Annotated in this window: 7 protein-coding genes; 3 read left to right on the top strand and 4 right to left on the bottom strand. The window is 72.6% G+C overall.

Annotation, left to right across the window (positions count from 1 at the left end; genetic code table 11):
* Positions 1 to 63: 63 nt before the first annotated feature.
* Complete coding sequence (locus tag ACX9TP_RS47205; RefSeq protein WP_482977307.1) at positions 64 to 474, bottom strand: hypothetical protein; 411 nt, start codon at positions 472 to 474, stop codon at positions 64 to 66.
* Between the two features lie 418 nt (positions 475 to 892).
* Between ACX9TP_RS47205 and ACX9TP_RS47200 the strand changes: the two genes are divergently transcribed.
* Entirely contained in the window at positions 893 to 1,351 is a 459-nt protein-coding gene (locus ACX9TP_RS47200) for a DUF2267 domain-containing protein (protein ID WP_482977306.1), read from the top strand.
* An 84-nt stretch (positions 1,352 to 1,435) separates the two neighbouring features.
* Here the strand turns inward: ACX9TP_RS47200 and ACX9TP_RS47195 are convergent, their stop codons facing one another.
* Positions 1,436 to 2,104, bottom strand: coding sequence for an outer membrane beta-barrel protein (locus tag ACX9TP_RS47195; protein WP_482977305.1), 669 nt, complete (start codon positions 2,102 to 2,104; stop codon positions 1,436 to 1,438).
* A gap of 186 nt (positions 2,105 to 2,290) precedes the next feature.
* Positions 2,291 to 4,021: a S8 family serine peptidase gene (locus tag ACX9TP_RS47190; protein WP_482977304.1), complete on the bottom strand. Its 1,731-nt coding sequence runs from the start codon at positions 4,019 to 4,021 to the stop codon at positions 2,291 to 2,293.
* A 458-nt stretch (positions 4,022 to 4,479) separates the two neighbouring features.
* Between ACX9TP_RS47190 and ACX9TP_RS47185 the strand changes: the two genes are divergently transcribed.
* Positions 4,480 to 6,921: a serine/threonine protein kinase gene (locus tag ACX9TP_RS47185; RefSeq protein WP_482977303.1), complete on the top strand. Its 2,442-nt coding sequence runs from the start codon at positions 4,480 to 4,482 to the stop codon at positions 6,919 to 6,921.
* A gap of 36 nt (positions 6,922 to 6,957) precedes the next feature.
* On the opposite strand, the gene ACX9TP_RS47180 is transcribed toward ACX9TP_RS47185, so the two are convergent.
* Complete coding sequence (locus ACX9TP_RS47180; protein ID WP_482977302.1) at positions 6,958 to 7,629, bottom strand: hypothetical protein; 672 nt, start codon at positions 7,627 to 7,629, stop codon at positions 6,958 to 6,960.
* Positions 7,630 to 8,242: 613 nt separating this feature from the next.
* Here ACX9TP_RS47180 and ACX9TP_RS47175 point away from each other — a divergent pair.
* Entirely contained in the window at positions 8,243 to 12,601 is a 4,359-nt protein-coding gene (locus ACX9TP_RS47175; protein WP_482977301.1) for a two-component regulator propeller domain-containing protein, read from the top strand.
* Positions 12,602 to 12,606 lie beyond the last annotated feature (5 nt).

The raw sequence follows: 12,606 nt of genomic DNA, 5'->3' as shown, positions 1-12,606 counted from the left end.
CTCCCGCGCGAATCAATCCCCGCGCCCCTCCCCGAGTGGAGAGGGGGCGCGGACCCGGCGTCTTCAGGCGCCGCAGCTCAGCGTGAAGTCCCGGTTCGCGGTGCCGTAGTCCTTCAGCTTCACCGCCGACGGGGCGGGCGTAATCGTCGGCGTGGCCCCGCTCTCACACTTCAGGCCCGAGTCCACCGCCAGACCTACCTGCAGGTCCATCTCGCTGGGCAGGCTCGACACCGTGAACGAGCAGCGACCATTGCGGCTGGTCTTCACCATCGCCCGGCCCAGCGCGTCCGCCGGCGTGGAAGGCGAGGAGACCACCACCTGCAGCTGGTCGCACGCGCCGTCCGTCTTCATCCCGCTCTGCGGCAGGCTCACCACCCCCGCGACGGTGGCGTTGCCCTCGCGGCTGCCTCCGCCACCCATGGTGGCGCAACCGGTGGTGGCAAGGACGAGGGCGGCAACGGCAATCCGATACATAAATCCTCACTTCATGGGGTAACGAGAAGGCGGCTCGGCCGCGGTACAGGCGACCTACGGCGCGGCCACCCATACAATTGCGTCGGGAATTCATTCCATGTTTCTTCGCCACCCCACCGGTACGGGGTTTCTGGAATTCTCCAGGAATTCCGACCGGTTCCGGACGCTGTGTCCCTCTTCTGGACACGCGCTGTACCGGAGAATCAGCCGGCGTCATCGCTGCAATCAAAGACAGACATGGCACGGCCGGGACGTCCCGGGAATGGACACACGCGTCCCATTTCCGCGCAGCCGCGAGGGGCCCTGGTTTCCCTGAAACGCTCGGGTGACGCGGAGCAAACGGCCGGGACGATGGCCCTCCGCCTGCTGCCAGCCGCTGCCGCCGCCCCCACGGTGAAGGCCAGGAGAGGAGACGCGCATGTCGATGCAGAAGCAGGATCAGACGCAGTCATGGTCGGGGCTGGGGGTGGGGACGGACCGGAAGTCCTTCCTCGACAAGGTGTCGGCGCAGATTCCGGACTACGAGGCGGAGCGCGCCGCGGAGGCGGTGTTCTGTGCGCTGTCGGAGCGGCTACCCGGGGGCCTGGTGCGGCAGCTGCGCGAGCAGCTCTCGCCGGACGTCCGGGAGATGATGAGCGCCTGCCACCGGCACCGCGGCGAGGAGCCCGCCCACCTGGACCGCGACGACTTCTACCTCATGGTGGCCAACCACCTGAACGCCGAGCCGGAGAACGTGCGCCTCGTGCTCCACGGCGTGTTCGCCGCGCTGCACACGCAGATTGTGGAGGCCGAGGCGCAGAAAATCGAGGGCCAGCTCCCCAGGTGGCTCCAGGGGACGTGGGCCGCGGCGCGCCTGCAGATTGACCGCCCGGCCTGAGCCGTCACGTATCCGCCCGGGCGGGAGGGCCGGTGTCCTCCCGCCCGGCCCCCCCTGGCATGCGGCCCCCGGTGGAGCGGGCGCTCAGTAGGTCCCACCCAGCGACAGCGTCGCCGAGTAGCGGCCGTCCCCCACGCCCGGGTCCAGCGTGCTGGGGGCGAAGTCCTGGTCGAACAGGATGTTGTAGGCGACGCGCGCGTCGGCGGTGATGAGGCCGCCCAGCTGGTAGCGCAGCCCCAGGCCCGCCGGGACGTAGCCGCTGGTGTCGTCGCTGAAGCCGAGCGAGTCGCCCCGCACGTCGCTGCGGACGTTGAAGGTCTCCACGCCGATGCCGCTCACGACGTACGGCTGCAGCTTCGTGTCCGTCATGTGGCCCAGGAGGAGGGCCTGGCCGCCGTTGCGGACGAGGTCCGGCCCGTTGGCGATGCCGCCGCCGCCCGCCCGGTTGAAGTCGACGTCATTCACGCCGCCGCTGTAGCCCAGCTCGATGCCGAAATAGGGCGAGGGGCGGTAGCCCAGCGTGGCGCCATAGGACAGGCCGGGGTTGACGTTCGGCGCCAGCTGTCCTGTGTAGCCCTCCGCGCCACCGCCCAGCAGGGCGTAGATGCCGGTGTCTGCCCGGTTCGTCCGGGTGTCCATCTCCACGGTCTCCAGCTCGACGCTCTGCACGGGCGGCGGGTAATCCTCCTGGGCCCGCGCCACGCCTCCCCAGAGCGCCGCAGCGCACAACCCGCTCAGCACGAATGCCTTCATCGCTCGGACTCCTTTTTCCTTCGTCCGAAAGGCAACGTGCTCCGCGGGGGTAGTCCCGGCAACGTCCCGGCGACGGGGGGGCGCCGCTCCTTCCTCCGGGTGGCGGCCCCTCGGGCACTCCATGCGCCCGGCCTTCCCACCCCGCGGGGCGGGGCGGTCCTCATTCCGGAGGCCGGAGCGCCCGGCTCACGGCTGCTGCGACACGGCGTCCAGCGCGTCCAGCGCGGCCTTCGCCTGGACCAGCCCGCGGCCGTACTCCGTGGGCGCGCCCAGGCCCTTCGCGGTGCTCAGCAGGGCCTGCTTCACCTGGTCCGGCGTGGCGGCCGGGTGGGCGCTGAAGAGCAGCGCGGCGACGCCGCTCACGTGCGGCGCGGCCATGGACGTGCCGGACATGTACGTGTAGTCCGCCGTGTCCACGTCGATGCGCACGGGGTAGTCGAACAGCCGGTGCAGCAGGGTGCTGCCCCCATGGTTGATGGAGACCGCCGGCACCCACGTGCCGCCCTGGGGCACCGAGAGAATCTGGGCGCCTCCCTCCACTTCATCGGTGGAGAAGATGACGGCGCTCGCGCCCTGCATCATCACGTTGACCATGGCCTGCTCCACGGAGACGTGGCCGGGGCGCACGTAGGCGATGAAGCCGCTGCACACGCTGCCGGCGCACGAGTCCATGGTCTCCGCCCCGCCGCAGTCCACCAGCTTCTGGTTGGACCTGCCCGGGGGCGCGTACAGCAGCGCGCGGGACAGCAGGGACGTGTCGTCCGCCTTGATGCTGGCCAGGGTGCCCCAGCCGCTGGGGAAGGTGGACAGCACGTCCACGCCCGGCGCCATCAGCGCCAGGCCCTCGCCGCCGGTGGAGAAGAGCGCCCGCCGCCCGTGCGAGTCCACCGCGCCCACCGCCAGCACGGACGGGTCCGACGCGGGGTAGGACACCACCCGGCCGCCGTCGTTGCCGGACGCGGCCACCACCAGCATGCCGCCGGCGTATGCCGCCTTGAAGGCCTGCAGCGTGGTGCGCGAGGCGAAGCCGCCGCCCAGCGACAGCGAGGCCACCTTCGCCCCCTGGCTCGAGCAGTACTCCAGCGCCTCCAGCACGTAGCTCATCTGCGTGCTGCCGTAGACGTCCAGCACCCGGGCAATGACCAGCTCCACCTCCGGCGCCACGCCCATGAGGCCGCGGCCCTGCGGCAGCTCCTTGCCGGCCTCGGCGCCACTGCCCGCCCGCGCGGCGATGATGCCCGCCACGTGCGTGCCATGGCCGGTGCCCCACTGGCGGGGCCGGCCGTCCGAGGGCTCGTCGTCACCGTCCAGGAAGTCGTGCCCCGCCACCACCGCGCCCCGCAGCTCCGGGTGTCCCAGGTCCAGCCCGCTGTCGATGATGCACACCCGCACGCCCCGGCCCGTGGGCCGCCCCGGGTCCGGCTGGCCGTTTCCGTCCACGTCCCACACCTGGGGGGCCTGCACCTGGCGCAGCCCTTCCGTGTACTCGCTGGAGATGCCGCCCTTCACCGCCGCGGAGGCGAGGGCCCGCGCCGGCACGGTGGCCGGACCCAGCGAGTGCCAGACCTGGTCCGGCTCGATGCTTTCCACCCGCGAGTCCCTCGCTAGGTCGTCGCGCTCCTGCTCCGTCAGGCGCGCGGCCACGGCGGGCACGCTGCGGTACGTGGACGTCACCCGGCCGCTCAGCTGGCGCACGGCGGCGGCCGCCGACACGCCGCCGTCCCGGAAGCGGACGATGTACGACTGGCGGCCGTCATCCCTGGGCGTGTCCGGGCCGCCCGCCTGGCGCGGCGGTGCCACCTCCAGCGCGCCCGCCGAGACATTCGGGCAGACCCCGCCCTGGGCGTCCCTGAAAGAAGTGTCCTCCGGTGCGCATGCCACCATCGCCACGAGCCCGACGAGTCCCCAGCGCTTCATGAGCCACTCCTTCCGTCACCGCCACCCGGCGAGACACCCACACGCCGCGGTCCGGATGCCTCCGGCCGATCGCGCATGCCTCCAGGGAGTGCATCGCCTCGCGCCTCCGCAATGGTTGCGGGAGGCCGGGGCAACGGGAGGTGTGGAGGTTCACATCCCGTGTGTTGGGGGCCGGAACCGCTTCCGAACCCTGCACGCCCCTGGAGCCGCGCCTACGGCGTCGCGCTCCAGTCGCCCACCCCGACCGACGGGTGGGCCCCGGACTCACTCGTGAAAAGTCTCAACGACGCGGAGCCAGGGACGTATTGGCGGTTTCACGGACAGTCTTGCCGGAAGGGTCTGACACCTCCCCGGGGGAGGGGCTTTCCGTTCAGCGCGCCAGGGGTGTCCATTTCATGGGAAGTCCCCCCGCCTGCTTGATTCGTCCAGGGCCGGGTGCTTCGCTGCCGGGAGAAGCCATGAGCACCGCACCTACAGAGTCCCCCCGCTTCCTCGGGCGTTACGAGCTCGTCCACCCCCTGGGCCAGGGCGGCATGGGCGAGGTCTTCCTGGCGAAGATCAGCGGCGCGGCCGGCTTCGAGAAGCCGTGCATCGTCAAGACGATTCTGCCGACGCTGCTGAAGGACCGGCAGTTCCTGGACCGCTTCCACCACGAGGCCAAGGTGCTGGTGCACCTCGTGCACTCGTCGATTGCCCAGGTGTACGACATGGGCGAGGCGGACGGCACCTACTTCATGGCGCTGGAGTACGTGGCCGGCGTGGACCTGGCGTACCTGCTGGAGCAGGCGCGGGCGCAGAACGTCCAGGTGCCGGTGCCGGTGGCGCTCTTCATCGGCCAGCGCATGGCGGAGGGCCTGGGCTACGCGCACCGCAAGGCGGGGCCGGACGGCACGCCGCTGGGCATCGTCCACCGCGACGTGTCCCCGCACAACGTCATGGTGTCGTACGAGGGCGAGGTGAAGGTCATCGACTTCGGCCTCGCCAAGTCCGCGGCGCGCAGCAAGTACACGCTGCCGGCCACGGTGATGGGGAAGCTGGGGTACATGTCCCCGGAGCAGGTGCGCGCGGAAGGCCTGGACCACCGCAGCGACATCTACTCGTCCGGCGTGGTGGTGTGGGAGATGCTCGCGGGCCGCTCGCTGATTCCCCACGGGACGGTGGGGGAGATGATGGCGGCCATGTCGCAGCCGGTGGTGCCCTCGCTGACCGAGGCCCGGCCGGACGTGGACGCCGGGCTGGACGCCGTCGTGCGGCGCGCGCTGGAGGCGAAGCAGGACGCGCGCTACGGGCGCTCGGATGAATGGGCCCGCGCGCTCAACGGGGAGCTGGTCCGCACGGGCGCGGCGGTGGGCGCGGAGGAGGTGGGCCAGTTCGTCCGCGCGCTGTGCCCGGAGGCCTTCGCCTCGCAGCGCAAGCTCATCTCCAAGGTCAGCTCGTCCTCCGGCCACCACCGGACCCCCGCGCCGGGCACGGGCACGGGCACGTTCGGCACCGGCCCGCAGCCGACGGCGGAGGAGGATGCCTCCGGCTACGAGTCCACCATGGTGCGCAGCGGGAGCCGCGGCGCGCCGTCCAAGCCCCGCTCGGGAGGCGTGGCCCGGCCCGACGCCGTGTATGCCGACGGTGACGACGCGGACCTGGGCGCCACCACGGTGCGCCAGCCCTCCGGCCCCGCGCCCGCTCCGGTTCGCGCGCCGAGTGGAGGCCAGGCCGTGCGCAAGCCGTCGCGCCCGGTGCCCGCGGTGGAGGTGGACGCGGCCGCCGCCGAGGAGGCGCTGGAGGAGCGCGCGGCCCGGAGGCGCCCGACGGGGCTCTACGCCGCCATCGCCGTGCTGCTGGTGATTGCCACCGCCGCCACCACCGCGCTGTTCGTTCGCCGGCCGGGGGCGCAGGTCCCGGCGCAGCCTCCGGCCACCGCGGCGAAGGACACGCCGGCCTCCCCGACGAACACCGGGAAGGGGCCCGAGGCGGCTGGCACGGTGGCCGCGGGGACCTCGGGCACGGCTTCCAACCCGGGAGCCGCGACGACGGGAACTCCGACGGCTGGCACCGGGGACGCAGGGACCGTGGTCGCTGCCGCGGGCCAGGGCGCTCCGGCGGCGACGGCCGTGCCGTCCTCGGCGAGCGTCACCGCCGGCAATGTGACGACGCCGGGCAAGCCGGAGCCGGTGGAACCCGTGGCGTCCACGACGACAGCGAAGGGTTCCGGGAAGAAGAAGCCCACCTCCGCTGCCACCCCTGCTCCCACGACCACGCCGACCGTGAAGTACGTCACCCCGGCGAAGGTCCTCCCTGTCATGCGCGACAACGGCAGGTTCTACGTCACGCGGGCAGGTGCGGCGGGCCTCGCTCTGGACGTCGAGGTGGACGTGGTGGGCCCCTCGCTGAAGCACAAGCGGGAATGGCTCGGCAAGGCCCGGGTGGTGGAGCCGTCTGCCAGGGCGAAGAGGCTGCATCCCATGCGAGTCTTCCTCGAGCTCGAAGAGAAGCTGCTGACCGCCGACGGTGACCTCTTCATCGACGTGTCCAGGTTCGTGGCGGCTGCCGACAAGGCCGAGCCGGCCACCGACACCGAGGAGCCGGCCACCGTCGAGGAGCCCGTGAAGCCCGAGAAGAAGGCCCTCTATGCGGAGATGTCGCTGCCGAACATGATTGAGAACCTCAACAACTCGGCCATCAAGATCCGCAACCTGGGCACCACGCCATGGACCGGATGCTCGGTGGTGATGCCCGTGCGCAGAGTGGCCCTGGTGGGCAACGTCGCGGCCAACGAGGAGCGGTCGGTTCCCGAGAGGCAATTCAGGTCCAACCCGGACGCGAAATTCGACCTGGGCTCCAGCAAGCTGGGCATCTTCTGCAACGAAGGCGAATACACCGTGGAGAAGAGGAGGCTGAAGTAGCCAGCCTCCCGCGGAGCGGGCCGGGGCCCGCGCCCCTCACTCGTTCAGCCGGTCCAGGGCCACGGGGCAGTCGGCCACCAGCGCCTTCGCCTCCGCATCCCCGCCGCGCGCGTTGCGCACCAGCCGGTCCAGTGAGCGCCGGCACTCCCACGTCGAGTCCCGCGTGCCGTGGCAGCAGTGCCAGCCGGTCAGCGTCTTCCCCAGGTACTTCAGCGTCTCCGCCTTCGTCGGCGTGAGGAGCAGCCACACCGCGCCGGCCAGCACCCCCAGCCACGGCAATTGCACGGCCACGCCCTTCAGCCGCGGGCCCGCGCCTGGCGCCACCGGCTCGGCGTGCACGCCCAGCTTCGCGTCCAGCGGACGCCGGTGCAGCACGCCCGACAGCAGCAACTCCAGGGGCGCGGTGGCGGCCCGCGCCAGCCCCAGCGGCAGCCCCGGCGCCACGTCTCCCCGCACCAGCCGCACGCCGGCCACCTGACGCCACAGCGTCCGGCCGGTGAGCCCGCCCACCGCGGACGCGACGAGCCACGCCAGTGCCACGGCGAGCAGCATCGTCCCCGCCGTGCGCTCCACCTCCAGCAGGCGCAGCGCGGCCCAGCCGACCAGCGCCGCCGTCGCCAGGTCCAGCAGGTCCGCCAGCCAGAGGTGCCACTGGTACCGGGACTCGGGCCTCACCGAGTCCATCGAGAACAACGCCCCGTCGCTCATCCACCCTCTTTTCGGGAGGCAGGAGCATAGACTGGCCCGGGACTCCGGGTGGCACGGACATTCCGCCGTGACAGCCGGGGAACACCTCGCGTGCCGCCGTGTCCCGGACGCGCCGCGCCCCGTGCGCGAGCCGCGCGGAAGCTCGGGATTCCCGCGACTTCCGGACGATGCCGGCCCGCCGCCGCGTGTCCACCTTCCCGCCCTCCCCGGATGACGGCCTCCCCGGGCCGCGAATGGAGGCGGGCGAGGCGGACGGCGCCCGGTGTGCCGGCCTGGTTCGACCGGAGGACGTGCCTCCTGTCGCCTTCTCGCAGTGGCGTCAGAGGGGAACGGCTCTCATCTTCAGTCCAGCGCGATGCGGCGAAGCCTCCACCACCACCGGGGCTTCGTGTCGGCGAGCGCGGTCGTCGAGGCCAGATGGACGCCGGGAAGGCTCCGGCGTGGTGGTCGGTGGCGGGCGGGGCGGCAGCGGCGGGAGCGGTGGGGGGCTGTACAGGGGATGGAGGTCGCGCCCCCGCCGCTGCCGCCGAGGCTGGCCCACTCAACGTTCCACCTGGGGTGACACGTACCTCGTTTGGCCTCCCGACCCGTTCTGCCGGACACTAGGGGCCTCATGTGCATTCCGGGGTACAGGCCCCACGCCGGGTGGCGTGGGCTCATCGGGCTCTTCTTCCTCGCAGGGCTCCTCCTCGCGAGGCCGGGCATGGCCCTGGACCCGGAGCGCCGCGTCTCGCAGTTCAGCCAGGACTCCTGGCGCAGCGACGACGGGCTGCCGCAGAACAGCCTCTTGTCGCTGGCGCAGACGCGCGACGGCTACCTGTGGCTGGGCACGTGGGAAGGGCTGGTGCGCTTCGACGGGGCGCGCTTCGTCGTCTTCGACAAGCGCAACACGGAGGAGCTGCGCAACCACACCATCAAGGCGCTCGCGGAGGACGCGTCGGGCACGCTGTGGGTGGGCACCCAGCAGGGCCTGGTGTCGTACCGCGACGGCCGCTTCGAGCGCGCCCGGGGCGCGGCCGCGCCGCTGGACGGCGTGAAGGTGGAGGAGCTGCTGGTGGGCGAGGGCGTGCTCTGGGTGGGCACGACGGTGGGGCTGTGGCAGGTGCCGCTGGGAGACGGGGCGGCGCGCCAGTTCACCATGGAGCAGGGGCTGCCGTCCTCGTACGTCACCGCGCTGACGCGGGGCGAGGGCGGCTCGGTGTGGGTGGGCACGAAGAACGGGCTGGCGCGGGTGGTGGGCGGCGAGGTGGAGCAAGGCGCCTTCGCCCTTCCGGTGCCGAAGGCGCGGCCGGAGATTCATGCGCTGAGCCGGGACTCGTCGGGCGTGCTGTGGGTGGGCACCAGCTCGGGGCTCGTCTCCTGGGACGGGACGGTGGCCCGGCGCTACACCGCTGACGAGGGACTGCCGGCGACCTCCGTCACCGCGCTGTTCACGGACACGCACGGGACGCTCTGGGTGGGCACGCGCCGCGGCGGCCTGGTGCGGCACACCGCGGACGGCTTCAGCGCGCCCGTGCCCGGCACCGGGCTGGTGGAGGCCGAGGTGCTGTCCCTGCTGGAGGACCGGGACGGGCACCTGTGGGTGGGCACGTATTCGGGGCTGTTCCGCCTGCGTGACGGCTCGTTCTCCACCTACGGCCTGCCCGAGGGGCTGGACCCGGAGGGCACGGTCAGCGCCGTGCTGGAGGACCGGCGGGGGACCATGTGGATTGCCACCGTGGGCGCCGGCCTGTACCGCCTGGAGAACGGCGTCTTCCGCCACGTGGGCGCGGAGGAGGGGCTGGCGGAGAAGGTCATCCCCGCGATTCACGAGGCGGCCGACGGGACGCTCTGGGTGGGCACCGTCGGAGGCCTGTACCGGTATGACGGCAAGCGCTTCACGAAGCTTGCTCGCGAGCAGGGGGGCCCCCAGGACGTGGTGACGGCCATCCTGGTGGACTCGCGGGGCGACATCTGGGTGGGCACGCAGTCGGGGCTGGTGCGCATCCACGAGGGCGACGCCACGCTGTTCGCCGCGAAGCAGGGCTTCACCCACCCGGTCATCGTCATCACCGAGGACTCGCGGGGGCAGGTGTGGTTCGGCTCGGAGGCGGGGCTCATGCTCTGGGAGGGGGACAAGAAGGGCTTCCGCCACTACACGCAGAAGGACGGGCTGCCGGGAGACCTGGTGCTGGCGCTGCTGGCGGACGAGGACGGCACGCTGTGGGTGGGCACGGAGACGGGGCTGGGGCGGTGGCGCGAGGAGAAGTGGGCGCGCTTCACCGTGCAGCAGGGGCTGTACGACGACGCGGTGTTCAGCCTGGTGCCGGACGGGGACGGGCACCTGTGGATGAGCAGCAACAAGGGCGTGTCCCGCGTGTCGCGGCGCGAGCTGGAGGAGGTGGCGGACAAGAAGCGCCCGCGCGTGTCCTCGCTGGACTTCGACCAGCGCGACGGCATGCGCAGCGCCGAGTGCAACGGCAACACGCAGCCGTCCGGCTGGAGGGCGAAGGACGGGCGGCTGTGGTTCACCAACCTGAGCGGCGCGATTTCGGTGGACCCGGTGCAGGTGCACGCGAGCCGTCAGCCGCCCGAGGTGCGGATTGAAGAGGTGCGGGTGCAGGGACAGCCGGTGCCGGTGGCGGGGCGGGTGGAGCTGCCGCCGGGAGGCTCGCGGCTGGAGATTCGCTTCACGGCCTTCTCACCGGTGGACGCGGCGCGGCTGCGCTTCCGCTACCAGCTGAAGGGGCACGACGACGGCTGGGTGAACGCGGAAGCCCGCATGGCCACGTACACGGGGCTGCGCCCGGGCAGCTACCGCTTCGAGGTGCAGGCGGAGGGCCGCGACGGCGCCTGGTCCGCGCCGGTGGTGCTGGACGTGGCGCTGGAGCCCAGGCTCTGGCAGCGCACGGGGTTCTGGCTCTTGTGCGTGCTGGGGGCGGGGCTTCTGGGCGTGAGCGTGTACCTCTTGCGCGTGGGGCAGCTGAAGGCGCGCGAGCGGTGGCTGGCGGAGCGGGTGCAGGACCGCACGCGGGCGCTGGCGCGGGCGAACGAGGAGCTGGAAGCGCACATGCGCACGCTGCGGCAGACGCAGGCGCAGCTCGTCCAGGCGGGGAGGATGGCGGCGGTGGGGCAGCTGGCGGCGGGGGTGGGGCACGAAATCAACAACCCGTTGGCGTACATCGTGTCGAACCTGGAGCACGCGAGCGAGGAGGCGGAAGCGCTCGCGCGCGAGCTGGGGGAGATGCGGGGCGCGGGGTTGAGGCTGCGCGAGGTGAGCCAGGCGCTGCGCGAGGCGCTGCATGGCGCGGACCGGGTGCGGCGCATCGTCCGGGACTTGAAGACCTTCTCGCGGCCGGACGACGAGAAGCAGGGGCCGGTGGAGTTGCACGCGGTGCTGGACTCGGCGGTGAAGATTGCGATGGCCGAGCTGCGCCCCCGCGCGAAGCTGGCGCGGGACTACGGTGACGTGCCGAGGGTGGAGGGCAACGAGGCGCGGCTGGCGCAGGTGTTCCTGAACCTGCTCATCAACGCGGCGCAGGCGCTGCCGGAGGGGCGGGCGGAGGAGAACGAGGTCCGGCTCGTCACGCGGCTGGCGCCGAATGGGATGGTGGTCGCGGAGGTGCGCGACACGGGCATGGGCATCGCCCCGGAGGCGCTCGGGCGCATCTTCGACCCGTTCTACACGACGAAGCCGCCGGGCGTGGGCACGGGGCTGGGGTTGTCGCTGTGCCACGCGTACGTGTCGGCGATGGGGGGCACCATCTCCGTGGAGAGCGAGCCGGGCCGGGGCGCGGTGTTCCGCGTGACGCTCAGGCGCGCGCCCCCCGAGTCCACTGCGGTGCCGGCGGCGCCCCGCGTCGCCCGTGAGTCCGGAGTGGTGCCGGCGGTGCAGGTGCAGGGCACCGCGCAGGAGTCGAAGCCGGCCTCGGCGGCGCAGGTGCGTGACGCGGGAGCGGCGCCCGCGGTGCAGGTGCAGGGCAGCGCGCTGGAATCGAAGCCGGCCTCGGCGGCGCAGGTGCAGCGCGAGGTGCGTGAAGCGGGAGTATCGGCGGCGCAGGTGCAGCGCGAGGTGCGTGAAGCGGGCGCGGTGCCAGCGGTGAAGGTGCAGGGCACCGCGCAGGAGTCGAAGCCGGCCTCGGCGGCGCAGGTGCAACGCGAGGTGCGTGAAGCGGGCGCGGTGCCAGCGGTGAAGGTGCAGGGCGCCGCGCGCGAGTCGCCGTCCGTGCCCGCGGTGCAGGGCTGGAGCACCGCGCGCGAGCCGCAGTCGGTGGCCCCCGCGCCGGGGCGGGGCTCCGCGCGGGATTCGCTGTCGTCGCCCGCCGTGCCGGTGCAGGCACGGGGCACTCTGTCGGGAACAGGCTCGGAGGCAGCCACTCCCCCCGCCCCCCTCACGCCGAACGGGGATGCCGGAGCCACCGCGTCGCGGGCTTCGACCTCGGGTGTCGAGCCCACCTCCTCCGCGAGAGCCCTCCACGAAGTGGCGCGAGCGCAGGCTCCGGACGCGCAGGGCGCTTCCCGCGAGCCCCGCACGGACATCCCGTCGCCGGAGTCAGCCGAGGGGCAGGTGCCTGGCGAGGGCCCCGTGCCGGCGCGTGGCCGCGTGCTGGTGGTGGACGACGATGCGCTGGTGAGCGGTGCCATCCGCCGCACGCTGTCGCGGGAGAACGACGTCGAGGTGCTGGTGAGCGCGAGGCAGGCCCTGGCGCAGCTGACGGCGCCGGAGCTGCGCTACGACATCGTGCTCTGTGACTTGATGATGCCGGAGATGACGGGCATGGACCTGTTCGAGGCACTGCAGCGGACCGCACCGCGCGTCGCCGAGCGGGTGGTCTTCATCACCGGCGGGGCCTTCACGCCGGCCGCGCGCACGTTCCTGGAGCGGGTGGAGAACCCCCGGGTGGAGAAGCCCTTCGACCCCGAGGCCCTGCGCAAGCTCATCCGCACCGAGGTCGCGCGCGTCCGCCGCGCGGCCTCCGAGCGGGCCGCGTAGCCCCG

It is taken from the genome of Pyxidicoccus sp. M15, assembly GCF_056858435.1.
The sequence above is the reverse complement of the archived record's forward strand: the minus strand, read 5'-3'. Positions and strand labels throughout refer to the sequence as shown.